Below are 26,876 nucleotides of genomic sequence, written 5' to 3' on the forward strand. Positions count from 1 at the left end.
AACCACGGCCTGATCGGCCTTGTCATCTCGTCTACTGGAGACCCGGATGTTCGTACCCCGTCTGCTCTCGCTTCCCGCGGAAACTCTCTGGGGTGCCATGCCCGAGGTGATCCGCAACGCCCTGAGGCATTCCCGAGGGAGGCGAATCTGTCCCGGCGGGCTCCGTATCGACCTGTACGTGATCGGCGGTCCTGGCAGCGGGCGGGCGGCGCGACGGCTGGAGAGCTCGCTGCTGAAGGTGGAGGGGATCGAGCGGGCGGAGGTCAACGGCGCCCTCGGGACCGTGTTCGTGGGGTGCGACCCCGACTCGGTCGACCTGGAGGAGCTGGTGGCGGTCGTCGATTCGTTCGACAACGCTGACGGCGACGGCGACGGCGACGAGCCGGAGGTGGACGAGGACGCCGAGTTCGACGACTCACTGCCGGGCCCGGTGTCCCTCGCCTCCGAATACGCGGAGCACCGCATCGCCAACCCGGTGCGGAGCCACACGCGCATGGGCATCCGGCTCGGCGGGAGCCTGGTCGGAACGGGAATGGCGCTGGCCGGGCGTGTGATGCACGTGCTGCCGCTCACTCCGATCGTTCCCGCCCTGCTGAGCCTGGCCGAGTCCACCCCGAAGGTCCGCACCGAGCTGGACCGCCACCTCGGCGTCCCGACCGCCGCCGCCCTGCTCGAAACGGCGGACATCGTCGCCTACACGCTGGCGCTGCGTCCGCTGGGAATGCTCGTCCAGTCGGCCACCGCGGTCGGCCGCTACCTCGAGACGCGCGACACGCGACGGGCCTGGGAGAGGCACGAGCACGAACTGGGTTCGTGGGAGGGCTCCTACCACCACATCCGGGTGGCCAGGAAACCACGCCCGGCCCCCATGACCACCAGCCCCGTACGACGGTTCGAGCACGTCGCGAGCCAGGTGACGGTGGGCGCCACCGGGCTGACGTACCTCCTCGGCAAGAACCGGGAACGGACCATCGCCATGCTCACCGCGGCGACCCCCAACGCCGCGAAGCTGGGCCGTGAATCCTTCGCCTCCGCGATCGGGCGCGCCCTGGCGCGGCGCGGGGCGGTCGTCCTCAACAGCCGCGCCCTACGCCACATGGACGGCATCGACACGGTCATCCTCGACGCCGACGTGCTCGACACGGGTTCCTGGGAGATCGACCGCATCGTGTCCCTCGGCGACGCCGACACCGACGGGCTGCACGCGCGGCTCTACGCCCTGCTCGACCTCACCGACCCCGGCGCGCGGCGGGAGCACGAGGAGTGGACCGCCGAGCCGGTGCCGGGCCCGGCCGGGCTCATCGCGGCGGACACCGAGGAATGGGAGGCTCGGGGACTCCGGGCCGTCCGCGTGGCGAGGCGGGGCGAGCCCGTCGCCCTGGTCGGCATGGCACCGCAGGTGGACCCGCTGGCCGACGCGATCGTCACCGCGGCCAAGGCCGCGGGCACCGTGCTGCTGGCGGGAGGCGATCCGGGGCTCGGTCGGCGGCTCGGCGTCGACGAGTTCGTACCGGACGCCTCCCGGCTGACCCGGTCGGTCCGCGCGCTCCAGGCGGACGGCCGCGGGGTCGCCGTGGTGTCGGGACGCCACATGACCGCACTGGCCCACGCCGACCTGGGTATCGGCGTGCTGTCCCGCTCGGCCCGGGTGCCCTGGGACGCGGACGTGATCGGCGAACTCGAGGAGATCCACCTGCTGCTGAGCTGCCTGGCGCCGGCGAGGAGGACAAGCGAGCGGTGCGCCTGGCTCGACGCCACGGGAGCGACCGCCGGAGGCGTGCTGACCGCCCTCGGGCCGCCGTCGCGGTCACTGGGCAGGGCGCAGCTCTCAAGTGACTGCACCGCGATGGCCGCCATCGTCACGGGTGTGTGGGCAGGCTGGCACGCCGGGCAGGAGACGCCGCCGGTCCGGGTGGACCAGACCCCCTGGCACGCGATGTCGACCAAGGACGTCCTGTCCCTGCTGGGATCCTCGCCCAGCGGAATCACCGAGGCCGAGGCCGTCCGGCGCAGGACCTCGGCGGGAGCCTCGGAGTCCGAGCGTCCCGCCTCGCTGCTCCGCGCGTCCGCCGAGGAACTGGCCAACCCGCTGACCCCGGTCCTGGCCGCCGGGGCGGGCCTGTCGGCCCTGGTCGGCTCGATCTCCGACTCGGCGATGATAGCCACCGTGGTGCTCGCCAACGCGCTCATCGGAGGAGGCCAGCGGTTCAGCGCCGAACGGGCGTTGCATCGCCTCACCGAGTCGGTCGCGATCCGGGTCCGGCTTCGCCGCCCCAACGAGGGCGTGAGCGTGACGGCCGAGGACCTGGTGCCGGGCGATGTGCTCGAATTGCGCGCGGGCGACACCGTGCCGGCCGACTGCCGGGTGCTCAGGGCGACGGGCCTGGAGATCGACGAGGCCGCGCTGACCGGCGAGTCCCAGCTCGTCACCAAGTCACCGGCGCCCGTCGACGCGCCCGCCGTCGCCGACCGGAGCTCGATGGTCTACGAGGGTACGACCGTCGCGGCCGGTAGCGGGCTGGCCGTGGTGGTCGCGGCGGGCGAGGCGACCGAGGCCGCCAGGACCGCCAGGCTCGCCAAGGAGCGGCCACCCGTCTCGGGCGTGCAGCTGCGACTGCGGAAGCTGAGCCGCCGGATCCTTCCGGTCGCGATCGGCTCCGGCTTCGTCCTGCTCGCCGCCGACCTGCTGCGCGGCAGGTCGATGATCGAGGCGCTCGCGCCCGCGGTGAGCCTCGCCGTCGCGGCCGTGCCCGAGGGGCTGCCTTTCGTCGCCTCGGTCGCGGAACTCGCCGCCGCCCGGCGGCTGTCGACCCGCGACACCCTGGTGCCCAACCCCTCCACGATCGAGGCCCTCGGCCGGGTGAACGTGCTCTGTTTCGACAAGACCGGGACGCTCACCGAGGGGCGCATCAGCCTGCGGTGCGTCTCGGACGGGCAGGACGAACGTCTCGTCGAGGCGTTGACACCCGAGATGAGGCACATCGTGGCCGCGGGGCTGCGCGCGTGCCCGCGGCACGATGAGGGGCGTCCCATCGCGCACCCCACCGATCGCGCCGTGGTGAACGGGGCCGAGCGGCTGGGCGTGGTGCCCAGGGAGGGCGCGGGAAGCTGGGAAAGGGTCGACGAGCTTCCCTTCGAGCCCGGACGCGGCTACCACGCGGTACTCGGCGCGAACGACTCGGGGCCGCTGCTGAGCGTCAAGGGCGCTCCGGAGGTCGTGGTCACCCGCTGCACGTCCGTACTCCGCGACGGCGAGGTGGTCCCCCTCACGGATTCCCTCGAGGCGGAGCTGGAGAAGGAGCTCGACCAGCTCGCCCGGCAGGGCTACCGGGTGCTCGCGGTCGCGGAGCGCGCCGCCTCCGACCGTCGCGACCTCGACGAGTCCCGTATCCAGGGCCTGTGCTTCCTGGGCTTCCTCGGCCTGGCCGACCCGGTGAGGCCCACGGCGGCCGAAAGCGTCGGCCGGCTGACCCGGGCGGGCGTACGCATCGTCATGATCACGGGTGACCATCCGAGCACGGCGGAGGCGATCGGCGTCGAGCTGAACGTGCTGAACGGCGGGCAGATCATGACGGGGCCCGAGCTGGACGGGATGGACGACGACACCCTGCTGGAGGCGCTGCCGGACGTGACGGTCTTCGCCAGGACCACTCCGGCCCACAAGGCCAGGATCGTCGGCTGTCTGCGCCGGGCCGGCAAGGTCGTGGCGGTCACCGGGGACGGCGCCAACGACGCCCCCGCGATCCGGCTCGCGGACGTGGGGATCGCCCTCGGCTCCCACGCGACCCCGGCGGCCAGGGCCGCGGCCGACATCGTGGTGACCGACGACCGCATCGAGACGATCGTCGACGCGATCATCGAGGGCAGGGCCATGTGGGGGTCGGTCCGCGACGCCCTGAGCATCCTGCTGGGCGGCAACATAGGTGAGATCGTCTTCGCGGTCGGATCCAGCCTGATCAGCGGCCGGAACGTGCTGAACGCCCGGCAGCTGCTGCTGGTCAACCTGCTCACCGACATGCTGCCCGCGATGGCGGTGGCCTCCCGGCCGCCGGCCGCGGCCAGTCCGGAGAAACTGCTGGAGGAGGGCCCGGAGGCCTCGCTGGGGGCCTCCCTGACCCGGGACATCTACCTGCGGGCCGCCACCACGGCGAGTGCGGCGGGCGCGGCCTGGGCGATCGGCCGGATGACCGGCACGCGTGGGCGGGCGGACACGATGGGACTGGTCGCGCTGGTGTCGACGCAGTTGCTGCAGACCCTCGCCCTGGGCAGCCGGGACCGCACCGTGGTGCTGGCCTCGCTCCTGTCCCTCGGCGTTCTGGGCATGAGCGTCTCGGTTCCCGGGTTCTGCCACTTCTTCGGCTGCCGTCCCCTCGGGCCGGTGGGGTGGTTCATCGCCCTGAGCAGTGCCGCCGCGACCACGGCCGCCGGAGTCGTCTTCCAGGCATCCAACCGACAGGTGTCACCCAACGTTCACCAAACGGTAATCTCCTAGAGGGTGACTTAGTCCTGTTTGGTATGGATTATCGCATTAAGCGATCCTTCTCCCTATGAGGTTGTTATGTACGGATTCTTCTCCACGGTGCTCGCCAAGGCGACGGTCATGCTGATCGAGGCCCTTCTCATGCGCGTCATCCAGTCGCTCGTCGTCTCGCTGGCCAGGACCGGCAGCCTCCAGGCCGCCTGACCCGGTCCTGCGGCACGGGCCCGGCCGTGCCGTGAGCGGATCATGACCGGGAACGCGACCACGGTGACCGGGGCCCAGGCCACGGTCACGACCGGAAGCCCGCTCAGCGGGCCCGCGAGTTGATGAGCCGGGCGACCTTGAGGTGCCCGGCCGAACGCAGTACCCGCTCGGCCTTGGCCGGGTCGGCGACCGGCGCCCTCTCCAGCAGGCCACGGGCGGCCTTCAGCTTCAGCAGGCGCCGGACGGACTGGTCGAGCCGCGCCTCCGAGATCTTCCCGGACTTCACGGCGGCCAGCAGCGCCCCACGGGCCTCTCGGTAGTCCGGCGGCATGAGCAGCAGGTCGACCCCGGCCTGGATCGCCCGTACCGCCACCTCACCGTCGTCATACCTCTTGCGCACCCCCGCCATGTCCAGCGCGTCCGTCGAGACGACCCCGTCGAAGCCGAGCCTCTCCCTGAGCAGCCCGGTCAGGATCGGCCTGGAGAGGGTGGCCGGGTCGCCGGAGGGGTCGAGCTTCGGCATGACGACGTGCGCACTCATGATCGCGTCGACGTCCCTGCCGATGGCGGCGGCGAAAGGCGGGGCGTCCAGCCTTTTCCACTGGGACAGGGAGTGCCTGATCACCGGCAGACCGGTGTGGCTGTCGACGTTGGTGTCACCATGGCCGGGAAAGTGCTTGGCGGTGGCCGCGATCCCCGCGTCATGGAAGCCGCGGACCGCGGCGGCGACCATCGGCGCGACCTTGTTCGGATCGGAGCCGTAGGCACGCGGGCCGATCACCGGGTTGCGCGGGTTGATGTTGACGTCGGCGACAGGGGCGAAGTCGAGGTTGATGCCCAGGACGCGCAGCTCGCTACCGGTCACCTCCGCGGCCCGGCGGGCCAGCGAGGGGTCGCCGGTCGAGCCGATGACCGAGGCTCCCGGCAGGTTGGTGACCAGCGGGGCGAGCCGGGAGACCTGGCCGTTCTCCTGGTCCGCGCCGATCAGTAGCGGGATCTCCGGCGACGCCTTCTGCAGCCCGTTGGTCAGTGCCACGACCTGCCTGACGTTCTTGACGTTGCCCGCCCAGGGGAACAGGATCACCCCACCGGGGCGGTAGCGGGCGACCATCTTCGCCGGGGTGTCCACGCCGAACCGCGCCTGGTTCTCCCCCGACGCCGTGTCGGCCGCCTGACCGTAGAGCACCGGCATGAAGAGCTGGCCGACCTTCTCCTCCAGGCTCATCGAGGCGAGCACGGCCTCCACATCGGCCGGCTTCGCCGTTCCCGGTCTCGCCGTCCCGGGCGTGGCCGTCTCGGCGCGCGTGGCCGCCGGGCTCGCGCTCGCGGAGGACTCCCCGCCCCCGACCGCGCCGGACGCCGGTGGAGCGGCCCTTCCGGTGCCGACACACCCGGCCGCCATCGTCGCGATCACTGCGATCCCCGTCACACACATCCACCGAGCCATGCCCCTTACGCTATCCGGGCGGACGCCCCGGTGCCCGCGCGGCGAATCGGCCGGTGAATCGGAGGCACCTCGGCTCACGGCGCCGACGCGATGCCCGCCAGCTGGTCGAGAAGCTCCTCGGCGCCCTCACCCTCGGCCCTGATCACCACCACGTCCCCTCTCCTGACGTCGAGTGCGAGGACCGACAGGATGCTCTTGGCGTTCACCGGCGAGCCGGCCCCCTTGGCGATGGTGACGTCCAGGGACGCCTTGGTCGCCGCCTGCACGAACGTCGCGGCGGGCCGGGCGTGCAGGCCGACCTCCGCCGTGACGGTGACATGGCGCTCGGCCACGTGCTCCTCCTTGAGAATCGACGCCGCGGTCTAGACCACACGGCGTGTTTGCCGGCCTTTGGCCATCCGATGGCTCAACACCATTTCACATTCTTCGCCATCTCCGGCCCCGCGGGCCGTCAGACCGGATCGCTCCACTCGAAAAGCCGGTCACCGGCGTCCACGGTCCCCTCGGCGAGGCCGGTCACGGCGCCCGCGGTGGCGTCCAGCGCCACGACCGGGCAGATCGGGCGGCGCCCGCCCGCTTCGATCCCGGCCGGGTCCCACGCCACCACCGGCTGCCCGGCGCTCACCCGATCGCCCTCCGCGACCAGCAGCTCGAAGCCCTCGCCCCTGAGCTGAACCGTGTCGATGCCCAGGTGGACGAGGACCCCCCTGCCGTCGTCGCCGACGACCACGAACGCGTGCGGGTGCAGCTTGACGATGGTGCCCGCGATGGGAGAGAAGGCCCGGCCGGGCGCCCTGTCCGGCTCGATCGCCATGCCGGGCCCGACCAGGCCCTCGGAGAAGACCGGGTCGGGTACCGAGTCGAGTCTCACCGCCACCCCCGCGACCGGTGCCAGAACCGTGGTCACCGCACTCCCCTCGGCATGCCCCCGTCCGCGAGAGCACCTCCCTCAGCCGATGATGTCCTCGATGTCGCCGGCGATCATGTCGGCCTCGGGGCCCACCACCACCTGCACGACACCGCCGGCCACCATCACGCCGTGCGCGCCGGCCGCCCGCAGGGCCACCTGGTCGACCTTGGAGGCGTCACGCACCTCGGTGCGGAGCCGGGTGATGCACGGTTCGATCTCGATGATGTTGTCCGCACCACCGAGTCCAGCGATGATCGCGTCGGCGTCGGCCGCCATGTCGCCCTCCAGTTGTGATCACCCTGTCCCCAGGGCTATGGGCAGGCTAGAGGAGGTATCGCGATCATTCGGTCTGGGTCACCTTGTTGAGACCACGCGGAGCGTCCGGGTCGATCCCCAGCCTGCGCGCGAGCGCCTCGGTGAGCAGCTGACCGGGGACGATCAGGCCCAGCGGCGCGACCCACTCGGGCAGGTCGGGGCCGTTCAGCGCGGCGGTGGAGACCGAGGAGAGCGCGGTACCGCCGCCGACCGTGTAGGCCGAGGCTCCCGCACCGGTCACCCGCTCGGCGAGCGCCACGGTGCCGGCCAGGGTCGGGCCCTCACCCGCCGCGACCAGGATCGCCGGGGTGTCCGCGTCGACCACGGCGATCGGGCCGTGCAGCAGGTCCGCGTACGACAGGCCCATGGCGTGCAGGTAACACGCCTCCTTGAGCTTGAGCGCCAGCTCCAGCGCGGTGGAGAAGGCCAGCCCCCGGCCGGAGACCACGACACCGGGCTTGTCCGCCAGCCCCTCGACGATCGCCTCCAGGTCGCCCGGGTCACCCACCAGCTTCTCCACCGCGTCCGGAACCCGCCGCAGGTCGCCGGGGTCGACGTCCGCGCCGAGACCGAGGGCGAGCACGGCGAGGGCGGCGAGCTGGGTGGTGTAGGTCTTGGTGGCGGGGACGGCCTTCTCCTCGCCCGCCACCGTGCACAGGGCGAGGTCCGCGGCCTGCGCCAGCGGGCTCCGCTCTCCGCCGTTGGTGATGGCCACGGTCCGGGCGCCACAGTCCTTCGCCCAGGCGAGGGTCTCGACGATCTCCTCGGTCCTGCCCGACTGGGAGAGGGCGACGGCCAGCACGCCGTCGAGGTCCAGCCTGCGCCGGTAGGTGGTGGCGATCGAGGGGGCGGCGAGCGTGGAGAGCCTGCCCGTGTGCGCCTCGGCCAGGTAACGGCCGTAGACTGCGGCGTTGTCGGAGGTGCCACGGGCGATGAACAGCAGCTGGCGAGTCTGCCCCGCGAGCCGCTCCACCTCCCCTGTTCTGGGGAGAAGGGCGTCGAGCGTGGCTCGCAACGCGGCGGGCTGCTCGGCTATCTCGCTGCGCATCTTGGTCGTCATCTCGCGCTCATCCTTCAGCTCGGACGGACGAGATCGGGCCGTTATCGATCCGTCTCCGGTCCGTACGTTGACACCCTTTTCCGGCCTGTGGTCTAGTCCGGACTAGACCAGTACGAACCATAACTCATCAGACACCTCAGATCGAGGGGGGAGGATCCCGTGGCCCAGATCGACCCGGACAGCCCGGTGCCCAAGTACTTCCAGCTGCGGGAGATCCTGCTCGACCTCATCGAGAACAACGAGCTGGCGATCGGCACCGCGATCCCGTCCGAGCGCGAACTCTGCCAGCGCTTCGGCCTGTCCCGCATGACCGTCCGGCAGGCCGTCGACCACCTGGTCTCCGAGGGCAGGCTCCAGCGGGTCGCCGGCAAGGGCACCTTCGTGGCCCGCCCCAAGATCGAGATGGCCCTGCGGCTGACCTCCTTCAGCGAGGAGATGCGCGCCAGGGGCATGGAACCCGGCTCCCGCGACCTGGACCGCCGGGTGGTCAGGGCCAGCGCGCACCTGGCCAGGGAACTCGGCATCCAGCCGGGCGACGAGGTCCACTTCATCGAACGGCTGCGGACCGCGGCGGGCGAGCCCATGTGCATCGAGCGGGCGCACATTCCCGTCTCCATCGCACCCGACCTCGACACCCACGACCTGACAGGCCGCTCCCTCTACGCCCTGCTGGAGACCCGCTACGGCCTGGTGCTCGACGCCGGTGAGCTCACCATCGACGGCGGCATCGCCGATCCCGGCGACGCCGATCTGCTGAAGCTGCCCCGCGGCGGGGCCGTGCTGCTGCTGCAGCGGCGCTCCTACGCGGGAGGCGTCTGCGCCGAACTCGGGGTCTCCACCTATCGCGCCGACCGCTACCAGCTCCGTACGATCCTGGAGCTACCGACCCGCCGCGCCTGACCCCGCCCTTCGCCGCACTCCTCCCCCTCACCCCCTGGAGGAAAGCCCGATGAGTCCCCCCACGGCGGACGCGGGCCTGTCCGCCGTCCACCGGCCCGGATCCGCCGCGATGAGCGTGCTCCAGCGCCTGGGACGTTCTCTGATGCTGCCGATCGCGGTCCTGCCCGCCGCGGGCCTGCTGTTCAGGCTCGGACGGGACGACCTTCTCGGCCGGACCGACAGCGCCCTGCTCGACGATGTGGCCCGCGTCGTCGGCACCGCGGGCGGCGCGCTCTTCGACAACCTGCCCATCCTGTTCGCGATCGGTGTCGCCATCGGGTTCGCCCGCAAGGCCGACGGCTCCACCGCCCTGGCGGCGCTCGTCGGCTATCTGGTCTTCCACGCCGTCAGCATGAACATGTTCTTCATCCTGTTCGACGCCGACCTGAGGGAGTCCATCACCACCGAGGTGTTCGAGCGGGCCACCCCCGGCGTTCCCAGCGTGGTACTCGACCTCGGCGCGCAGAACCCGACCAGGGTGCTCGGCGGCATCATCATGGGCCTGGTCTCGGCGCTGCTCTGGCAGCGCTACCACCGCACCAGGCTGCCGACCTGGCTGGCCTTCTTCGGCGGGCGCCGTCTGGTGCCGATCCTCACCGCCTTCGCCGGACTCGTGATCGGGGTGTTCCTCGGCTTCGTCTGGCCGGTGCTCGGCGGCTGGGTCCGCGCCTCCGGAACCTGGCTCGCCTCCAACAGCGAACTCGGCGCCGGGATCTACGGCATGGTCAACCGCGCCCTGCTCCCCCTCGGCATGCACCACATCGTCAACAACGTGATCTGGACCCAGGTCCCCGAGTGCGTGGTCGACGGCAAGAAACTCGCCGGGGACATGATCTGCTTCAACAGCGGCGCCGTCGGCTACGGCGGCTTCGAGGCCGGCTTCTACCCGGTCCTCATGTTCGGCCTGCCGGCCGCCGCGATCGCCATCTGGCGGGCCGCACCGCCGCACCGGCGTACCGCGGTCGGCTCGATCATGATCTCCGCGGCGCTCACCGCCTTCCTCACCGGGATCACCGAGCCGATCGAGTTCGCCTTCATCTTCGTGGCTCCGGTGCTGTTCGTGATCCACATCGTGCTGACCGGCATCTCCATGGCCCTCGCCTCCGCCCTGGGCGCCAAGCTCGCCTTCAGCTTCTCCTCAGGGCTGATCGACCTGGGCCTGTACGGGACCGCGCCCAACGCCCGGGGGATACCGATCGTCATCGTGATGGGGCTGGTCTACGCGGTGATCTACTACTCCGTGTTCAGCTTCCTGATCAGGAAGCTGAACATCATGACCCCCGGCCGCGAGCCCGAACCCGACATCGACTCCGGCGAGCCGGCCGCGCCCCCCGGCGCGGCGCCTGGCGGCCCTGACTCCGGACCGCCCGGCTCCTGAAGTGGTTTCGGCCGTCCAGCGAAGATCACAGCTCGGGCCGTAACCCGCTCCCCTCGGGGATGGACCACTCCAGCTCAAGGTCACCTTCTCCGCCCGAAGGGACGAACCAACCGGGATTTTCAGAAAGTTGGCGGACCGCGTATCTGGGCAGTGGGCCGGAAACTCCTTCATGTGTCAGTCTCTCCGCCCGCAAGCCGAGCCCCATCGGAGTCACCCATGTCGCCCCCACGACGTCCGGCGCCGCTCCCCCGGATCGCGCCGTCCCCCGCCGCCGAGCCCCCCTACGACGAGGACCGCCCCACGACGGACATCCCGGCCATGCCTCCGTACGTGCAGGGAACCCTCGCCCTCTCCCTCGAACCCGAGACTCCGGCACCTCCGACCGGGAGGCCACTGATCTGGGGCCCGCCGGGGGCGATCCCCGACGAGCGGCGGCTGCGCGCCCTCGCCCAGGCCGTCGCCGAGATCCTGTCCGGCAGGCGGCCGCCGGCGAGCGTCTCCTGTCACCTGACCGGCAGGGCCCAGGCCGAGCTGACCAGGAGCGGGAAGATCATCAACAGCGCGCGCCCGCCCCGGGCGGGCAGGGCCCACATCTCCCAGCCCGAGGACGGGGTGGTGGAGATGTGCGCCGTGGTCGACTGCGGCGACCGTTCGCGCGTCCTGGCACTCAGGCTGGAGCGCAGGGGCGTGCGGTGGCTCTGCACCGAGTTCGAGACGACTCCCTGACACGCCGGAGGGCCCGCACCCATGGGTGCGGGCCCTCCGATCAGCGATCAGACCTCGACGTTCTTGGGGTCGCCGTGGCAGCGCTTGTACTTCTTGCCGGAACCGCAGGGGCACGGCGCGTTGCGCTCGACGTTGCCGTACGCGTCACGCTCGGCCTTGGTCCTGATCCGGGTGTGCTCCACCTCACCGCTCTCCCCCGGAGCCGTGTACTCCAGCTCGGCGGGGCGCTGCGGGCCACGCAGGCCACGGGCGATGATCGAGCGGGTCTCCGCGATCGCTACGTCCTCGGAAGGCTCGGCCTCCTCGACGATCGGGTTGCTCTGCACCTCGACCTCGAGGTTGAACAGGTAGCCGACCGACTCCTCCTTGATGCCCTCGAGCATCTGGGAGAACATCTCGAAGCCCTCGCGCTGGTATTCGATCAGCGGGTCGCGCTGGGCCATCGCGCGCAGGCCGATGCCCTCCTGGAGGTAGTCCATCTCATAGAGGTGCTCGCGCCACTTACGGTCGAGAACCGACAGGATGACGCGGCGCTCCAGAACCCGCATGCCCTCCGGGTTCATGGCCTGCGCGTTGATCTCCTCCTCGCGACGGTCGTAGGCGGCCATCGCGTCGGCCTTCACCCGCTCGTTGAGGAACTGGGCGGTGAGCTCCTCGCGGCCCCCGGCCTCCTCGATGAGCTCGTCGGCGGTGATGCTGATCGGGTAGAGCTGGCCGAGCGCCTTCCACAGCTTGTCGAGGTCCCACTCCTCGGCGAAGCCCTCGGCGGTGGCACCCGCGATGTACTCGTCGATCACGTCGTTGACGAAGCCGCGGATCTGCTCGTGCAGGTCCGCGCCCTCCAGCACCCGGTGACGCTCGGCGTAGATCACCTTGCGCTGCCGGTTCATGACCTCGTCGTACTTCAGAACGTTCTTGCGGATCTCGAAGTTCTGCTGCTCGACCTGGTGCTGCGCGGAGGCGATGGCCTTGGAGACGATGCCCGACTCGATCGGCACGTCGTCCGGGATGTTGAGGCGCGTCATGATCATCTCGACCCTGGCCGAGTTGAACAGGCGCATGAGGTCGTCCTCGAGCGAGAGGTAGAAGCGCGACTCACCCGGGTCTCCCTGACGGCCGGAACGGCCGCGGAGCTGGTTGTCGATGCGCCGCGACTCGTGCCGCTCGGTGCCCAGGACGTAGAGGCCGCCGAGTTCGGTGACCTCGTCGTGCTCGGCCTTCACGGCCTCCTTGGCCTTCTCCAGCGCCTCGCCCCAGGCCTTCTCGTACTCTTCCGGGGTCTCGACCGGGTCGAGGCCGCGGCTGCGCAGCTCCAGGTCGGCACGGAAGTCGGGGTTGCCGCCGAGCATGATGTCGGTGCCTCGACCGGCCATGTTGGTGGCCACGGTGACGGCGTGCTTGCGGCCCGCCTCGGCGATGATCGCGGCCTCACGGGCGTGGTTCTTCGCGTTGAGGACCTCGTGCTTGATGCCCTTGCGCTTGAGCTCCTTGGCCAGGCGCTCGGACTTGGCGACGCTCGTGGTGCCGACCAGGACCGGCTGGCCCTTCTCGTAGCGCTCCTTGATGTCCTCGACGCTGGCCAGGAACTTGGCGTCCTCGGTCTTGTAGACCACGTCGGCCTGGTCCTTGCGGATCATCGGCCGGTTCGTCGGGATCGGGACGACGCCGAGCTTGTAGGTCTGGTGGAACTCGTTGGCCTCGGTCGCCGCGGTGCCGGTCATGCCGGAGAGCGTCTCGTAGAGGCGGAAGTAGTTCTGCAGCGTGATCGTGGCGAGAGTCTGGTTCTCGTCCTTGATCTTGACGCCTTCCTTCGCCTCGATGGCCTGGTGCATGCCCTCGTTGTAGCGGCGGCCGTGCAGGACGCGACCGGTGAACTCGTCGACGATCAGGACCTCACCGTCGACGACGATGTAGTCCTTGTCCTTCTTGTAGAGCTCCTTGGCCTTCAGCGCGTTGTTGAGGAAGCCGACCAGGTGGGTGTGCTCGGGCTTGTAGAGGTTCTCGATGCCGAGCCAGTCCTCGACCTTCTCCACGCCGGACTCGAAGATGCCGACCGTGCGCTTCTTCTCGTCGACGGCGTAGTCGCCGGTGTTCTCCTCGCCGTCCTTGCCCTCGGTGCCCCTGCGGAGCCGAGGAACGATCTTGGCGAACTCGGAGTACCACTTGCCGGACTGCTCACCGGGCCCTGAGATGATCAGCGGCGTCCTGGCCTCGTCGATGAGGATCGAGTCGACCTCGTCGACGACGGCGAAGTGGTGGCCGCGCTGGACGCACTCCTCCAGCGACCATGCCATGTTGTCGCGCAGGTAGTCGAAGCCGAACTCGTTGTTCGTGCCGTACGTGATGTCGGCGTTGTACTGCTTGCGGCGCTCGTCGGAGGGCATGTTGGCCAGGATCACGCCGACCTCGAGACCGAGGAAGCGGTGGATGCGGCCCATCTCGTCGCCGTCGCGCTTGGCCAGGTAGTCGTTGACCGTGATGACGTGGACGCCCTTGCCCGAGATGGCGTTGAGGTAGGTGGGCAGCGTACAGGTGAGGGTCTTGCCCTCACCGGTGCGCATCTCCGAGATGTTGCCCATGTGCAGGTTGGCCCCGCCCATGATCTGCACGTCGAAGTGGCGCTTGCCCAGCACCCGCCGGGACGCCTCGCGAACGGTGGCGAAGGCCTCGGGAAGCAGGTCGTCGAGAGACTCGCCGTCGGCGTAGCGCTGCTTGTAGTCGGCGGTCAGTGCGCGAAGCTCGGCATCGGTCAGGCTCGTGAAGTCGTCTTCAATGGAGTTGACCTGGTCGGCGATCCGCTTGAGCTTACGCAGAAGCTTGCCTTCGCCGGCGCGAAGAATCTTATCGAGAAAGGCTGGCACTTTAGGTAAAGCTCCTCGCAGGTCTTCCGCGGCCGGACCGGCCCGGCTGAGGACGAGACATGGTTCTCCGCTGCCATCGTAGGCGGTTCCGCCACCAGACACAGCCACCCTGAAAGACGCTCTTGTGGCCTGTGGAGTTCCTTGCCCGCTTCTTTGAGAGAGTACGGCCAACTTCAAAGGGTATGTCGTCTTTTGTCATGTTCGTATCAGGTGATCATGTGAATTCGACACAGCCCTCTCGGAGGGAGAGGCCGTGACGGCGAGGGATGACCACTGGGGCAGGGCGTCGTCCTGGCTGGCGGTGACCGTGATCATGTTGGGTTCCGCCATCGCCGGAACCGGCCTCTGCACGGGTCCCAACTGGTTTCTGCTGTGGGCGGGCGCGGCGGTCTGCGTCATCGGGGCCATCCTGGTGCTGGTCTTCCGGGTCTTCCAGGACGTCGTCGTGGACAGGCCCCGCACGACGCGCGACCGGACCGCCCGGGGCGTCCTCGGCTGACGCCGGCCGGAGTCGCCGTCACCGGATCCGGGTCCCCCCGCCCGGCGACGCCCTGACACCGGCATAGCATTTTTGTCGGTGTCAGGCGCTAGCCTCAGCCGCACACCGTGTTGTCTCCTCCCGGGGCGGTCATGAAGCTCTCCCTCTCCTCAGACGAGGCCCGTCGTATCATCCTCCGTGCTCAGGGGTTCCTCGGCGCGGAGTCCCGACGCGGCGGCGCCCCCGCGGCCCTGCGCCGCCTGGGTGCCGTCCAGCTCGACACGATCTCCGTGCTGGCCCGCTCCCACGAACTGGTCGCGTACGCCCGCCTCGGCGCCGTCGGCAGGCGGGAGGTCGAGCGGGCCTACTGGGACGAGCCCGCGAGGGCCTTCGAGTACTGGTGTCATGCCGCCTGCGTCCTGCCGATCGACGACTGGCCGCTGTACGCCTTCAGGCGGAGGTACTTCCGGGCCAGGAAGTTCCGCTGGCACGAGGTGCCCGACAGTGTCGAGGCGGTGCTGCAGCGGGTCCGCGAGAGCGGCCCGATCACCACCGCCGACATCGGCGGAGCCAAGAAGGGCGGCCCGTGGTGGGACTGGTCCGACTCCAAGATCGCCATTGAGTGGCTGCTCGACACCGGCGAGGTCGTCTGCACGCGCAGGGTGGGCTGGCGCCGTGTCTACGACCTGGCCGAGCGCGCGGTCCCCGGGCACCTGCTGGCCGAGGAGCCGTCCGACGCCGAGTGCGTCACCCGGCTCGCCGGCATCGCCGGGCGCGCGCTCGGGGTGGCCACCCGCGCCGACCTCGTCGACTTCCTGCGGCTGAAGGCACCCGAGGCGCTGCTGCTCGACAGCTGCCTGCGCGACGGGTCCGCCGGGCTGGTCCCCGTCCGCGTCCCCGAATGGCCCGAGCGTGCCGCGGACGCCTGGGCCGATCCCGCCGCGCTGGAGACCGAGCCCAGAGGCCGGCACCGCACGACCCCGCTCTCCCCGTTCGACTCCCTCGTCTGGGATCGCGCGCGCACCGCCCGCGTGTTCGGTTTCAACCACCGCCTTGAGGCGTACGTTCCCAGGGAGAAGCGCGTCCACGGCTACTTCACGATGCCGGTCCTGGCCGGAGGCCGGCTGATCGGGCGCGTCGACCCCGCCCGCGAGGGTGCCACCCTGGTGGCCCGCCAGGTGAGCCTTGAACCCGGCGTCACGCCCGGCAGGGGCGCGGCCTCGCTGGCCGGGGCGCTCTGGGAGGCGGCGAGCTGGGTCGGCTGCGACGCCGTCCGGGTCGAGCGGGTGGATCCCCTGCTGGCCGGCCCCCTTCAGGACGCCCTGAGCCGGGTGCCCTGAGCACGGACGCACCGAGCCGATCTCGCCGAGCCGCGACGCCGGACCGTGACGCCGGACCATGACGCTGAGCCCCGCTGGGCCGCCCGGGCGCCGCAGGGCCCCGGCCGCCGCACCCGTACGGCGGCACGGGTGCGGTGACCGTCCCGCGGTCACCGCACCGGGGGCGGGTCAGGTGATCTCAAGCATCCGCTCGCGGACCGCGTAGACCACCGCCTCCATCCGGGAGTGGAGCTGCAGCTTGTCCAGGATGTTCCGGACGTGGTTCTTCACCGTGTTCTCGGAGATGAACAGCTGCTTGGCTATCTCGCGGTTGTTCATCCCCTTCGCGACCAGGCGAAGCACTTCCATCTCCCGGTCGGTCAGGCGCGGGACGGGGAGCTGCGGGGGCCGCTCGGCCTCCTTGCGGCTCATGCTGGCGAACTCGCTGATGAGTTTGGCGGCCATCGCCGGATTGATCAGCGACTGTCCTTCGTGGACACCGCGTACGGCCTCCGGCACCTCGTCGAGCTGGACGTTCTTCAGCAGGTAGCCGGTGGCGCCCGCCTTGATCGCCTCGAAGAGGTCCTCTTCCTCGTCACTCACGGTCAACATGATGATCCGCGTGCTCGGCACCGAGGCCTTGATCTCACGAGTGGCCTCGATACCGCTTCTCCGTGGCATCCGGACGTCCATGAGCATGACATCCGGAGTGAGGCGGTCGGCGAGCTCGACCGCCTCTTGTCCGTCGCTCGCCTCGCCGACAACCTCGATGTCCGTCTCCGCGGCCAGCGCCATCTCCAGGCTGCGGCGGATCAGCGCGTGATCGTCAACGATCAGCACGCGGATCGGTTCGCCGCGTCCGGTCGGGCTGGTTGCGTCGTCGGGTTCCGTCACGCCTCCTCCTCGGGGGGCCAGAGCCGGTGGACCGCCATGATTACACGGGTTTCATGGTCCTCGGTTGGTCGGAGAGGATCTTTGAGCGCGTTCGTCAGGGCTCGACGAGCCGCAGCACGCCGTAGTTGTACCCCTGACGCAGGTATACGACGCTCGGCTGCCCGCTCTCCTTGTCACGGAACAGGTAGAAGTCGTGCCCCACCAGTTCCATCTCCAGAAGTGCCTGGTCGATCGTGATCGGATCGGCCTTGTGGAACTTCTCCCTGACCATCAGCGGCCCATCCCCGTCCATCTGGATCGGGATGATGGTCTTGTCCTCGGAAAGGTCGGTCTCGGCCTGCTCGGTGAGCGACCGGTCCGGGGCGCTCTCGAACGTCTCCGCGAGCGCGGTGGCCGTCAGTTCGGCGACCGAGGGGGGGCAGTGGTTGCCGTGGTGGATCTTTCTCCGGTCGGCGAGACGCCGCAGCCGTCCTTCGAGCTTGCCGAGTGCGATGTCAAGGGCGGCGAAACGGTCGTCGGCCGAGGCCTCCGCCCGGACCGCTGGACCACGTGAATGAATGGTGAGCTCGACACGCTCTCGCTGATCGACGATACGGGGATTACGTTCTTTGGACACCTCCACGTCAACGCGAATGAGCTTGTGGTCCAAACGCTCGATCCTGGCCAGCTTGGTGTTCACGTGGTCACGGAATCGGTCACTCACTCCGGTGTGCCGACCCTTGACGATGATCTCCATGCACGGCCCCCCTTCGAATCTCGACGGTGGTACTGCGGCACCCGCTCGGCCGACCTGGTCTTCGTCCCCACATCCGCCTGCTGAGGGTTTCGCAGCTCTTTGCCACTACATGCCCTTCTCTTCTGGCGAGGAACATCTGGCTCCCCGGGAAGGCAGGACTTACCTCTAAGCCGCACCGTGATCGATCGACGAAAAGTCGTCTTACGTGGACCGTTTGGCCTGCGGCTGGCATCGGCTAGCCGTGCCGGCCCCCTGTCGGGGGTCGGTCCGGCGCAACCACGGACCCGAGCGGGTGCCATGGCTCAGACGCTATCCGCATCCCGGCCGAATGTCAGCTTGGCGATCGTGTCAAGGATCACTTTGTGTGCTTCACCGCCTGGCGGCCGATCACCGAAGACCCTGTCCCACGGGTGGGCGGCGCCGGAGGCGAGGGCCGTTCGCCACCGTTGAGCAGCCCAGAAGGCACGATGGGGACAGTGAGGTGTGGCCTCGGAGTGAGGTGGGGCGCCGAGACCGTTCTTTACCCTCCGTCACGTTCACCGGTTCGGACTCTCCGGCGTGTCGCGGCGAGGGCCGGCCTGGCGGAGGCGACCGGCCACCGGCTCCGCGAGCCTCTCACCCTCCGTCGCGTCCGCCGGTTCGGACTCTCCGGCGTGTCGCGGCGACCGTGGCGGCGAAGGACGGCGTCACGCCGACCTCGCGCATCGCCCTCGCGGCCTCCGCGAGCGTCGCTCCGGTGGTGACGATGTCGTCGACCAGCACAATCGCCTCTGTGCCACCCCAGGAACGCGGCACAGGCGCGTTGCGGCCGATCGTGACAGAGAAGGCCGTGGACAGATTCGCAGCCCGCTGGAGCGAACTCAGCCCCGCCTGGTCGGCGACCCGCCGCCGCTGGACGAGGACCCTCGCCACGGTCGCGGGCCAGCCGGCCTGGCGGAGGCAACCGGCCGCCAGCTCCGCGAGCCTGGCCACCGGATCGTGCCCGCGGCGCCGGTGGGCCGGCCGGGCGCTGGGCACCGGCACGAGCAGCACCGGCCGCTCGCCGGCCGCCGTGGCGACGGCCAGGGCCAGGGCCCCGGCCAGGGGAGGTGCCAGGACCGTGCGGCCGCGCTCCTTGTAGGCGATGACCGCCCGCCGTACGGCGGGGGTGTATTCGGCCGCCGACCAGCACTCCGGCAGGCCCGGCGGGGCGGGGTCGGGCATCCGGCGCGCGGGCGTTCCGTGCAGCTCCGCCGCGCAGCGGGGACAGACGAGGGAGCCCGGCGCGTCGCATCCGGCGCAGCGGGGCGGCAGGATCAGGTCGAGCATGGCGGTCGTCACCACCCCAATGTGTCATCTCGCACCGACAAAAAGCCCAGCCCAGAGCATCGGCCGGGAGCCCGCCCCCGCCGCGGGAGGCCCGGGGCGGCCCGGGACCGGCCCGCGGTCAAGGCGGCTCAGCCCAGGGGGAAGGCCGGCGCGGACGGGCCGTTCTCGGTGAAGTCCGTCGAACCGGTCTCGTTCTTGACCAGTGGCTCCCACTTGGTGGAGGTCCAGTAGAGGACCTGCCGGTTGCCCTGGTCGTCCTTGGCCCCGGCCAGCAGGATGCTGTCCAGCGCGGTGATGCTCTCTATCCCTATCCGCGAGTCGAAGGCCAGGGGTTTCGGCTCCGCGGTGACCGACGCCTCCAGCAGTTCCGACTTGCCGGTGAGCGCGTAGAGGGTCTTGCCGTCCTTCCAGGCTATGTCCTTGATCGTCCGCTTGCCCTCACTGTCCACCACGGTCTGGAGGTTGGCGATGCGCGTGTTCTCCCGCTCACCGATGACGGTGCCGATGTGGACCTGCTCGCCCAGCCCGTCCTTGACGACCACCGCGACGTGCACGCCGTCCCGCGCGACCTTCAGCGACTTGACGTAGGCCGTCTCCAGGTCGGGGGCCGACACCCGGTAGCGGTGCTTGTTGTCACCGTCGTGCCTGGTCACGATCGAGGTGTGGTCGTTGGGCCGGTCGACGGTCCAGAGCGTGTTGTAGCGGTCCCAGGACGGCTGGATGAGGGATTCGCCGGTGGCCCACACCCGCCATTCGCCGCCCGCGGCGAGCGGCGCGACGGAGACGCTCCTGCCGTCCTGGGCGAGCGCCGCCACCTGCTGCACCGGCTGGCCGCTGATCGCCGGGCGGGTGAGCGCGTTCTTCTTCTGGCCGGCCCTGCCCGGCACCGGCCGTCCGACGTTCTCCTTGTCCAGCAGCCACAGGGCGCCGTCGGCGAGATAGAACGAGGTGACGGTGTCGGGGGTCGTCCACGGGTCGAAGTTCGACTGCTCCTGGGCGTCGATCTGCAGCGGCGTGTCGGCGTAGTACGACTCGCCGTTGACCTTGACCTCGAAACCCCAGCCGCCCTTGGTGAGCGCGGTGAGCGTCGCGGCGAGCTGGGCCGACATCGGGTCGATCAGGTCGGGGTCCACCCGCCTGGTGAGGTCGACGACGACCCGGTTGTTCTCGGTGGTGACGTCGATGAGCTCGGTGTCGGCGAGGGCGGAGCGCACCGAGCCCTTGAGGGAGCTGCTCGGTCCCTGAAGCAGCCGCTCCACGGTCGTCTTGGCGAAGTTGGCGGCCGGGTCGATCGGTACCCGCACCTGATCGACCACCAACCCCTTCCAGTGGGAGTCGAGGAAATAGAGATCCACGGGGAGGTAGCCGCGGGCGACGTCGGCCTCGGAGAGCAGGAGCCCGTCGGGGGCCGCGCTGATGCGCCACTCCCCGCCCGCTTCCTTGGCGAGCGTGAAGGGTTGGTTCAGCGGGCCGCCGCTCGGACGGTAACGGCCGTCCTGATCGATGATGGCGGTCTTGGTGCCCTTGAGTGTGACCTGGGCGTGCTTGTCCCCCTCCCGGAGCGGCGCGAACTTCTCGTAGTCACCCTGCCGGTAGACCGTGACACCGCTGTGCGGGTTCCAGTTGTTCGCGAAGTCGCCGGTGAGGTATTGCCGGGCGATCTGGAAGTCGGGGTCGTCGGGGCTCGCCATCGCGGCGCGGAAGCCGGTGACGACCTCCTCCGGCGACCAGGCGGCCTTCGGCGGCATGGCGATGACCCGCGCGTACGGGTCGCCCAGCGGGTTGCCCTTGCGCTCGTTGTCGACGGCGACGACGGACTTGCCGCCGGTGGGGATGACCGAGCAGGCCGACGCCCCACAGACCAGGGTGACGGCCAGGATCGCCGTCCCCGCCTTCCGCGCGCGCTCAGTCGGCATCGCGTCCCCCGTCGGCCACCGCCGGCGACAGCACCGGCGTCATGTGCCCGCGCCACGTGCGGCGCATCTCCACCTCCGGCGGTACCAGCGGCAGCGGCGAGCCCCGCAGGACCGCCCCCGCCACCCTGGGCAGCGAGAGCCGGAACTGCGACCCCTCCCCGTGCGAGCCCCAGGCCTGCAGCCAGCCGCCGTGCAGGATGGCGTCCTCCCTGGAGATCGCCAGGCCCAGTCCCGTACCGCCGATCGTGCGCGCCCTGGACGGGTCGGCCCGCCAGAACCGGTCGAAGACCAGGTTCTCCTCGCCGGGTTTCAACCCCACCCCGTGGTCGCGTACGGCCACCGCCACCGCGTCCCTGTCGGCGGCGACCGAGACGACGATGTCCCGGCCCTCGCCATGCTCTATCGCGTTGAACAGCAGGTTGCGCAGGATGCGCTCGACCCTGCGGCTGTCCATCTCCGCCATGCAGGGCTCGCCGGGCAGGCGCAGGTCGAAACGGGTGGAGTGGCGCTCGGCCAGCGCCTCGGAGTCGGCGACGGCGCGGAGCACCACATCCCTGACGTCCACGGAGTCGACGTCGAGGTCAGCCGCGCCGGCGTCGTAGCGGCTGATCTCCAGGAGGTCGGCGAGCATCGCCTCGAACCGGTTGAGCTGGTTCTGCATCAGCTCGGCCGACCTGGCCGCCATCGGGTCGAAGTCCTCGCGGGCGTCGTAGAGCAGGTCGGCGGCCATCCGCACGGTGGTCAGCGGGGTGCGCAGCTCGTGTGAGACGTCCGAGACGAACTGCCGCTGGACCTGGGAGAGCTCCTCCAACTGGTGGATCTTCAGTGCCAGGTTGGCGGCCATCTCGTTGAAGGAGGTGGCCAAGCGGGCCAGGTCGTCCTCGCCGCGGACCTTCAGGCGCTCGTCCAGGCGCCCTGCGGCCAGCCGCTCGGCGGCCTGCCTGGCCAGCCGCACCGGCGTGACGACCTGGCGGGTGACCAGGGAGGAGATCGCGGCCAGCAGCAGCACGAGGCCGGCGCCGACAAGGATGATCATCTGCTGGACGGAGGCGAGCGTCTTCTCCTCCTTGTCCAGCGGGACGAGGTGGTAGATCTCATACGACGAGTCGAGCCTGGTCCCCCAGGTGTCGAGGCGGGTGCCGATGATCATCCCGGGCACCGGCTGGTCGGGCTGCCCCTTGTAGTACAGCGGGGTGTACCAGGTGCTGTCCTCGCCCGCCTCCTTCTTGAACAGCTCGTCGCGCTGCCTGGCCGGGATGCTGACGGGGTCGATGTTCGTGGTGCCGTAGAACTCCCCCGACAGCCCCTCGTTACGGATGATCACCGAGTAGCGGCTGGCCGACCCGGCCCGGCGGGCGAGCGCCTCGGTGGCCTGGCTGAGCGGGCTGCTTCCCCCCGGCTGGAGCGCCTGGCCCGACTCGACGGGCTGCTTGGCGGCCTCGGCCGGCTGGTTGAGATAGCCGAGCACCGCGTTCCGGTCGGCCTGGGCCTCGCTCTTCGCCGCGCTCTCCCTGGTCTCCAGGGTGGTCCTGACGATCTGCTGCATGAGGAAGACGCCGAGCACGGCGACGACCACGATGGAGATGACCATCGTGCTGGTGACCACGCGCAGCTGGAGCGAGCGCCAGAAGACGCGGCGCACCCTTCCGGCCGCCCGCCGGGTACGACGCCGGACACCCCGCAGCAACTGGCGCGGGGTGCGGCGGCGTTTCTTCGGCGCGGGAGGCATCTCGGGCTCCGGGGGGAGTCTCGGCTAGGCCGGGCCGGCCTTGTAACCGACCCCCCGGACCGTCACCACGATCTCGGGATGCTCCGGGTCCTTCTCGATCTTCGCTCGCAGTCGCTGGACGTGCACGTTGACCAGGCGGGTGTCGGCCGCGTGGCGGTAGCCCCAGACCTGTTCGAGCAGGACCTCGCGGGTGAAGACCTGGCGCGGCTTGCGGGCGAGGGCGACCAGCAGGTCGAACTCCAGCGGGGTGAGGTTTATGGTCTCCTCCTCCCGCTTGACCGAGTGTCCGGCGACGTCGATGGTGATGTCGCCGATCTGCAGGATCTCCGGCGTCGGCTCGTCGGTGCGGCGCAGCCTGGCCCGCACCCTGGCGACGAGTTCCTTGGGCTTGAAGGGCTTGACGATGTAGTCGTCGGCCCCGGACTCCAGGCCGAGCACCACGTCGATGGTGTCGCTCTTGGCCGTCAGCATGACGATCGGCACCCCGGACTCGGCCCGGATCCGGCGGCAGACGTCGATCCCGTCGGCGCCGGGCAGCATCAGGTCGAGCAGTACAAGATCCGGCCGAGTGTCGCGGAACGCGTCGAGCGCCTTGTCACCATCGGAGACGAAGGAAGGTTCGAAACCCTCCCCGCGCAGCACGATACCGAGCATCTCGGCGAGAGCGGCGTCGTCGTCGACGACCAGCACGCGTCCTTTCATGGCCCCTCATTCGTTTTACGCAGTTCGGGAGTTATTGGGATAAACCGCTCGGTCGTCGAAGATTACCCTTGCCCGTCGAGTAGATGACACCGGCCAACGACCAGCCTTCCAAATGACGAACTTTAGGCGTACACAACGCGAAGCGCGCAATGGTGCCCCCGCACGATCACCACCGGTCCCGGCGACTGCGAACGCCGGGCGGCGATGACCACGCTCCCAGTCTGCGGTAAACGACGGCGTCTCGGCCATCCCTCTGGCATCTCCGCCGCTCTTCGGGGAGATGAAACGTCCGCGTGATCACCCGATCACCACGAACGGTGTGACCACATGCCAGGATTGGGATATGTCAGACGGTCACGGCTCCGCTCCCGGTACGCCCCCGGGCTGGGCGTCCAACCAACCTCCGCCGTACGGCGATGCCCCGGGATCGCCGTGGACCGCACCCGGCTCGGCCCCCGGCTCCCCCGCGGGCCCGCCGCCTCCCGGGCCACCCCACGGCCAGGCACCGCACCAGCAGGGCCCCTACGGCCCGCCGCCCCATGGCTCGCCGCCCTACGGCGTGCGCCAGGAGCCCCCCGCGATGCGCCCCGGGATCATCCCGCTGCGCCCGCTCGGCCTGGGCGACATCCTGGACGGCGCGATCAAGCTGATCCGCTCCAACCCCAAGAGCGTCCTGGGCCTGTCCGCGATCGCCGCGGCGCTGAGCGCGATCCCCGTGGCGATCGGGCAGGCGCTCCTGCTGGGCGACACCGCGGTGACCCTGGAGAGCCTGAGCGACCCGGAAGCGTCGGCGAACCTTCCGGAGATGAGCTTCCTCTCCCAGTACGGCGGCACCCTGCTCTCCTACGCGGTGCAGCTCGTGGCGGTGACGCTGCTGACCGGCGTGCTGACGCGCATCCTGGGCCGCGCCGTCTTCGGCGGCAAGATGACGACGGGCGAGGCCTGGGCGCTGACCCGGAGCCGGGTGCCCACGCTGTTCGGGCTGGTGATCGTCAGCACGGTGGCCGTACTCGCCCCGATGCTCCTGTTCGTCGGACTGTTCGCCGCGCTCGACGCGGCCGGTGCCGGACTCCCCGCGGTGGTCATCGTGGGCCTGCTGGCGCTGCTGTCCTACGTGGCGTACGCCTTGTTCATCACCACCCGGCTGGCGCTCGCCCCCGCGGCCGCGGTGCTGGAACGGCGCGGCGTCGTCGACTCCCTGCGCAGGTCCTGGAACCTGGTCTCCGGCGGCTTCTGGCGGACACTCGGCATCCTGCTGCTCACCCAGATCCTCGCCGGTCTGGTCGGCACGTTGCTCTCCTTCCCGTTCACCCTGGGCGGGAGCCTCCTGGGCCTCCTGGGCGGAGGCTCCCTCGGGGCGCAGATCGCCACGGCGGTCCTCATCGCCGTGGGCGCGACCGTCGGCGCGATGATCACCTACCCCTTCCAGGCCGCGGTCAACGGCCTGCTCTACGCCGACCGGCGGATGCGCACCGAGGCGTTCGACCTGGTGCTCCAGACCGCGGCGATCGAGCAGCGACGGCAGGGCTGGGTGCACGCCTCGGCCGACGATCTGTGGGATCCCTCCGTCACGCCCCCCGGCCCCGCGCGGCACGGGTCCCCCGATCAGGGAGCTCCGTGGTCCCACTCCTGACGTTCCCGTTCCCGGCGTCCCCGATCGACATCGGGCGCGAGGAGGCTCGACGCCGGGCGATCCAGGAGCTGCTCGGAGCCGAGTACGCCAAGGAACCCCTGGTCGACCGCCTGTGGCGAGGGGTGAACCAGTTCCTCGGCGACCTGCTCGACCAGGAGTCCGCGGGCGTCGTCGGCAGCCTGGCGGCGCGGGCCGTCCTCATCGTGATCGTGATCGGGATCGCCGTCGCGGTGTTCCTGGTCGCCCGCAGAACCGCCAGGAGTACCTCCACGCGCGCGGAGGGTCTCTTCGGTGACCGCCGCCTCACCGCCGCCGAACACCGCGAGGCCGCCGAGCGGCTGGCCGCGGAGGCGCGGTGGGCCGAGGCGGTCCGCGAGCGGCTCCGGGCCGTCGCCCGCGACCTGGAGGACCGCGTGATCGTCGACTCCACGCCCGGCCGCACCGCCGGGGAGCTGGCGGCCGAGGCCGGGCTCGCGCTACCCGCGCTCGCCGCCGAACTGGCCGCGGCGGCCCGGGTGTTCGACGACGTCACCTACGGCGAGGTGCCCGGCACGCCCGAGGCGTACCGGGTCATGTGCGCTCTCGACGAGCACCTGCGCGCCGCCCGCCCGGCGTCGCCCGTACGGATGGGGACACCATGAGCCTGGCCGCGCCCGAGCGAGCCGGGTCGACCTCCACCTCGCCGACCGCCCGCGGCCTCTGGCGCGGCGGCAGGGGGGCCCTCCTGGTGGCGATCCTGGTGGTCGCCGTCGCCGTCGTCGGCGTGCTGCTCGGCGGCTCCGGCCCGGCGGGAAGGCCCCTCGACCCCGCCGACACCTCACTGTCCGGCGGCAAGGGCCTGGCCCGGCTGCTACAGGCGCGGGGCGTGCGGGTCGCGCGGGTCACCTCGGTCGCCGAGGCCGAGTCCCAGGCCGGGCAGGCCGGTTCCACCGGCAGCACCCTGCTGGTGAGCGACGCCTTCCCGCTCGACGAGGCGAAGGCGGATCGGCTCGCCGCGACACCGTCGGACCTGCTGCTGGTGGGCGTACGGTCACATCTGGAGCGGCTCGCACCGGGGGTGGGCCCGGCGCGGGAGGTGCGGGCGCGCTCCCGCGAGCCCCGGTGCGCGCTGCCCGCCGCGGCGAGGGCGGGCAGCGCCTACCTCGGCGGCACGGCGTTCACCCTGCCCGCCGGGGCGACCGGCTGCTACCCCGCCGACGGGCGGCCCACCCTGGTCTTCCACCCCACCGGGGACCGGAAGGTCACCGTCACGGGCGACGGGCAGTTCATGACCAACCTGCGGCTCGCCGAGGACGGCAACGCCGCGCTGGCGATGAACCTCGCCGGCGGGCGCCCCACCCTGATCTGGCTGACGCCCCCCGAGACCACCTCGGCGGCACGTGGTGAGGCGGATTTCTACGATCTGATCCCCGCCGGGGTCAAGTGGGCCGTGGTGCAGGTGCTCGTCGCGGTGCTGCTGCTGGCGCTCTGGCGGGGCCGCAGGCTCGGGCCCGTGGTGGCCGAGCGGCTGCCCGTCGTCGTCAGGGCGGCCGAGACCGTCGAGGGACGTGCCAGGCTCTACCGTGCGAGGCGTGCCCGCGATCGGGCCGCCGCGGCCCTGCGCGCCGGCTTCATCGACCGGGTGACCCCCCGTCTCGGGCTGCCCTCAAGGGCGGGAGCCGACGCGCTGGTGAACGCGATCGCCGAGCGGACCGGCCAGCCGGCGCCACATGTGGGCGCCGCCCTGTACGGACCTCCGCCACTCGACGAGGCGGGGCTGGTAGCCCTGGCCGAATACATGGACATCGTGGAAAGGCAGGTCGGAAAGTCGTGACCACACCACCGGGGAACGGCGATCTCGC

22 protein-coding genes are annotated in these 26,876 nt (G+C 70.5%); 10 read left to right on the forward strand and 12 right to left on the reverse strand.

All coding sequences use genetic code 11. From position 1 onward, the window contains the following. The first annotated feature begins 46 nt into the window (after positions 1 to 46). Complete coding sequence (locus tag ACFQVD_RS23785; RefSeq protein ID WP_343979002.1) at positions 47 to 4,492, forward strand: cation-translocating P-type ATPase; 4,446 nt, start codon at positions 47 to 49, stop codon at positions 4,490 to 4,492. Between the two features lie 66 nt (positions 4,493 to 4,558). Next, a complete protein-coding gene (locus tag ACFQVD_RS23790) occupies positions 4,559 to 4,684 on the forward strand; it encodes a hypothetical protein (RefSeq protein WP_343978999.1) in 126 nt (41 codons plus the stop codon). A 103-nt stretch (positions 4,685 to 4,787) separates the two neighbouring features. On the opposite strand, the gene ACFQVD_RS23795 is transcribed toward ACFQVD_RS23790, so the two are convergent. The 5 genes from ACFQVD_RS23795 to ACFQVD_RS23815 all read right to left on the reverse strand — a co-directional run bounded on the left by ACFQVD_RS23795 (position 4,788) and on the right by ACFQVD_RS23815 (position 8,416). Next, positions 4,788 to 6,131 (reverse strand): glycoside hydrolase family 3 protein, encoded by a 1,344-nt coding sequence (locus ACFQVD_RS23795; RefSeq protein ID WP_343978996.1) that lies wholly within the window; start codon positions 6,129 to 6,131, stop codon positions 4,788 to 4,790. Between the two features lie 74 nt (positions 6,132 to 6,205). After that, positions 6,206 to 6,463: an HPr family phosphocarrier protein gene (locus tag ACFQVD_RS23800; protein WP_343978993.1), complete on the reverse strand. Its 258-nt coding sequence runs from the start codon at positions 6,461 to 6,463 to the stop codon at positions 6,206 to 6,208. A 119-nt stretch (positions 6,464 to 6,582) separates the two neighbouring features. Continuing rightward, complete coding sequence (locus tag ACFQVD_RS23805; protein ID WP_343978990.1) at positions 6,583 to 7,038, reverse strand: PTS sugar transporter subunit IIA; 456 nt, start codon at positions 7,036 to 7,038, stop codon at positions 6,583 to 6,585. Between the two features lie 42 nt (positions 7,039 to 7,080). Further along, positions 7,081 to 7,317, reverse strand: a complete 237-nt coding sequence (locus ACFQVD_RS23810) for a glucose PTS transporter subunit EIIB (RefSeq protein WP_343978987.1) — start codon at positions 7,315 to 7,317, stop codon at positions 7,081 to 7,083. A 64-nt stretch (positions 7,318 to 7,381) separates the two neighbouring features. Further along, positions 7,382 to 8,416, reverse strand: a complete 1,035-nt coding sequence (locus tag ACFQVD_RS23815; RefSeq protein WP_343978984.1) for an SIS domain-containing protein — start codon at positions 8,414 to 8,416, stop codon at positions 7,382 to 7,384. A gap of 159 nt (positions 8,417 to 8,575) precedes the next feature. Here ACFQVD_RS23815 and ACFQVD_RS23820 point away from each other — a divergent pair, with 159 nt between their 5' ends. The 3 genes from ACFQVD_RS23820 to ACFQVD_RS23830 all read left to right on the forward strand — a co-directional run bounded on the left by ACFQVD_RS23820 (position 8,576) and on the right by ACFQVD_RS23830 (position 11,459). Beyond that, complete coding sequence (locus ACFQVD_RS23820) at positions 8,576 to 9,316, forward strand: GntR family transcriptional regulator (RefSeq protein WP_030907291.1); 741 nt, start codon at positions 8,576 to 8,578, stop codon at positions 9,314 to 9,316. A 49-nt stretch (positions 9,317 to 9,365) separates the two neighbouring features. Continuing rightward, positions 9,366 to 10,733, forward strand: a complete 1,368-nt coding sequence (locus ACFQVD_RS23825; protein WP_343978980.1) for a PTS transporter subunit EIIC — start codon at positions 9,366 to 9,368, stop codon at positions 10,731 to 10,733. 216 nt (positions 10,734 to 10,949) lie between these two features. Next, positions 10,950 to 11,459 (forward strand): Rv3235 family protein, encoded by a 510-nt coding sequence (locus ACFQVD_RS23830; RefSeq protein WP_343978977.1) that lies wholly within the window; start codon positions 10,950 to 10,952, stop codon positions 11,457 to 11,459. Positions 11,460 to 11,506: 47 nt separating this feature from the next. Here ACFQVD_RS23830 and secA read toward each other — a convergent pair whose 3' ends face one another. Beyond that, a complete protein-coding gene (secA, locus tag ACFQVD_RS23835) occupies positions 11,507 to 14,320 on the reverse strand; it encodes a preprotein translocase subunit SecA (protein ID WP_343978975.1) in 2,814 nt (937 codons plus the stop codon). A gap of 253 nt (positions 14,321 to 14,573) precedes the next feature. Between secA and ACFQVD_RS23840 the strand changes: the two genes are divergently transcribed. Beyond that, positions 14,574 to 14,819: an HGxxPAAW family protein gene (locus tag ACFQVD_RS23840; RefSeq protein WP_343978972.1), complete on the forward strand. Its 246-nt coding sequence runs from the start codon at positions 14,574 to 14,576 to the stop codon at positions 14,817 to 14,819. Positions 14,820 to 14,950: 131 nt separating this feature from the next. Continuing rightward, positions 14,951 to 16,138, forward strand: coding sequence for a winged helix-turn-helix domain-containing protein (locus ACFQVD_RS23845; RefSeq protein ID WP_343978969.1), 1,188 nt, complete (start codon positions 14,951 to 14,953; stop codon positions 16,136 to 16,138). A 168-nt stretch (positions 16,139 to 16,306) separates the two neighbouring features. Here ACFQVD_RS23845 and ACFQVD_RS23850 read toward each other — a convergent pair whose 3' ends face one another. The 6 genes from ACFQVD_RS23850 to mtrA form a co-directional block, all read right to left on the reverse strand. After that, a complete protein-coding gene (locus tag ACFQVD_RS23850; RefSeq protein ID WP_343978966.1) occupies positions 16,307 to 17,011 on the reverse strand; it encodes a response regulator transcription factor in 705 nt (234 codons plus the stop codon). Between the two features lie 94 nt (positions 17,012 to 17,105). Then, entirely contained in the window at positions 17,106 to 17,747 is a 642-nt protein-coding gene (gene hpf, locus ACFQVD_RS23855) for a ribosome hibernation-promoting factor, HPF/YfiA family (protein ID WP_343978963.1), read from the reverse strand. Positions 17,748 to 18,362: 615 nt separating this feature from the next. Further along, entirely contained in the window at positions 18,363 to 19,067 is a 705-nt protein-coding gene (locus tag ACFQVD_RS23860) for a ComF family protein (protein WP_386272086.1), read from the reverse strand. A gap of 116 nt (positions 19,068 to 19,183) precedes the next feature. Further along, complete coding sequence (locus tag ACFQVD_RS23865; protein ID WP_343974445.1) at positions 19,184 to 20,971, reverse strand: LpqB family beta-propeller domain-containing protein; 1,788 nt, start codon at positions 20,969 to 20,971, stop codon at positions 19,184 to 19,186. Continuing rightward, positions 20,961 to 22,700, reverse strand: coding sequence for an MtrAB system histidine kinase MtrB (gene mtrB, locus ACFQVD_RS23870; RefSeq protein ID WP_343974448.1), 1,740 nt, complete (start codon positions 22,698 to 22,700; stop codon positions 20,961 to 20,963). The genes ACFQVD_RS23865 and mtrB overlap by 11 nt, the downstream gene beginning before the upstream one ends. 24 nt (positions 22,701 to 22,724) lie before the next feature. Further along, a complete protein-coding gene (mtrA, locus tag ACFQVD_RS23875; protein WP_030907316.1) occupies positions 22,725 to 23,402 on the reverse strand; it encodes an MtrAB system response regulator MtrA in 678 nt (225 codons plus the stop codon). A 343-nt stretch (positions 23,403 to 23,745) separates the two neighbouring features. Between mtrA and ACFQVD_RS23880 the strand changes: the two genes are divergently transcribed. The 3 genes from ACFQVD_RS23880 to ACFQVD_RS23890 are packed head-to-tail and all read left to right on the forward strand — an operon-like array spanning position 23,746 to position 26,848. Further along, entirely contained in the window at positions 23,746 to 25,035 is a 1,290-nt protein-coding gene (locus tag ACFQVD_RS23880) for a hypothetical protein (protein ID WP_343974463.1), read from the forward strand. Continuing rightward, on the forward strand, positions 25,020 to 25,676 hold the full coding sequence (locus ACFQVD_RS23885) for a DUF4129 domain-containing protein (protein WP_343974466.1): 657 nt from the start codon (positions 25,020 to 25,022) through the stop codon (positions 25,674 to 25,676). The genes ACFQVD_RS23880 and ACFQVD_RS23885 overlap by 16 nt, the downstream gene beginning before the upstream one ends. After that, positions 25,673 to 26,848: a DUF4350 domain-containing protein gene (locus ACFQVD_RS23890; protein WP_364147335.1), complete on the forward strand. Its 1,176-nt coding sequence runs from the start codon at positions 25,673 to 25,675 to the stop codon at positions 26,846 to 26,848. The genes ACFQVD_RS23885 and ACFQVD_RS23890 overlap by 4 nt, the downstream gene beginning before the upstream one ends. Positions 26,849 to 26,876 lie beyond the last annotated feature (28 nt).

It is taken from the genome of Streptosporangium amethystogenes subsp. fukuiense (assembly GCF_042665875.1).
Taxonomy (GTDB): domain Bacteria; phylum Actinomycetota; class Actinomycetes; order Streptosporangiales; family Streptosporangiaceae; genus Streptosporangium; species Streptosporangium fukuiense.

Coding starts and splice junctions, on each gene's coding strand:
- ACFQVD_RS23785 (WP_343979002.1), top strand. CDS start 47: ATGTTCGTACCCCGTCTGCTCTCGCTTCCCGCGGAAACTCTCTGGGGT.
- ACFQVD_RS23880 (WP_343974463.1), top strand. CDS start 23,746: ATGTCAGACGGTCACGGCTCCGCTCCCGGTACGCCCCCGGGCTGGGCG.
- ACFQVD_RS23825 (WP_343978980.1), top strand. CDS start 9,366: ATGAGTCCCCCCACGGCGGACGCGGGCCTGTCCGCCGTCCACCGGCCC.
- ACFQVD_RS23815 (WP_343978984.1), bottom strand. CDS start 8,416: ATGACGACCAAGATGCGCAGCGAGATAGCCGAGCAGCCCGCCGCGTTG.
- mtrB (WP_343974448.1), bottom strand. CDS start 22,700: ATGCCTCCCGCGCCGAAGAAACGCCGCCGCACCCCGCGCCAGTTGCTG.
- ACFQVD_RS23865 (WP_343974445.1), bottom strand. CDS start 20,971: ATGCCGACTGAGCGCGCGCGGAAGGCGGGGACGGCGATCCTGGCCGTC.
- mtrA (WP_030907316.1), bottom strand. CDS start 23,402: ATGAAAGGACGCGTGCTGGTCGTCGACGACGACGCCGCTCTCGCCGAG.
- ACFQVD_RS23790 (WP_343978999.1), top strand. CDS start 4,559: ATGTACGGATTCTTCTCCACGGTGCTCGCCAAGGCGACGGTCATGCTG.
- hpf (WP_343978963.1), bottom strand. CDS start 17,747: ATGGAGATCATCGTCAAGGGTCGGCACACCGGAGTGAGTGACCGATTC.
- ACFQVD_RS23890 (WP_364147335.1), top strand. CDS start 25,673: ATGAGCCTGGCCGCGCCCGAGCGAGCCGGGTCGACCTCCACCTCGCCG.
- ACFQVD_RS23810 (WP_343978987.1), bottom strand. CDS start 7,317: ATGGCGGCCGACGCCGACGCGATCATCGCTGGACTCGGTGGTGCGGAC.
- ACFQVD_RS23795 (WP_343978996.1), bottom strand. CDS start 6,131: ATGGCTCGGTGGATGTGTGTGACGGGGATCGCAGTGATCGCGACGATG.
- ACFQVD_RS23845 (WP_343978969.1), top strand. CDS start 14,951: ATGAAGCTCTCCCTCTCCTCAGACGAGGCCCGTCGTATCATCCTCCGT.
- ACFQVD_RS23830 (WP_343978977.1), top strand. CDS start 10,950: ATGTCGCCCCCACGACGTCCGGCGCCGCTCCCCCGGATCGCGCCGTCC.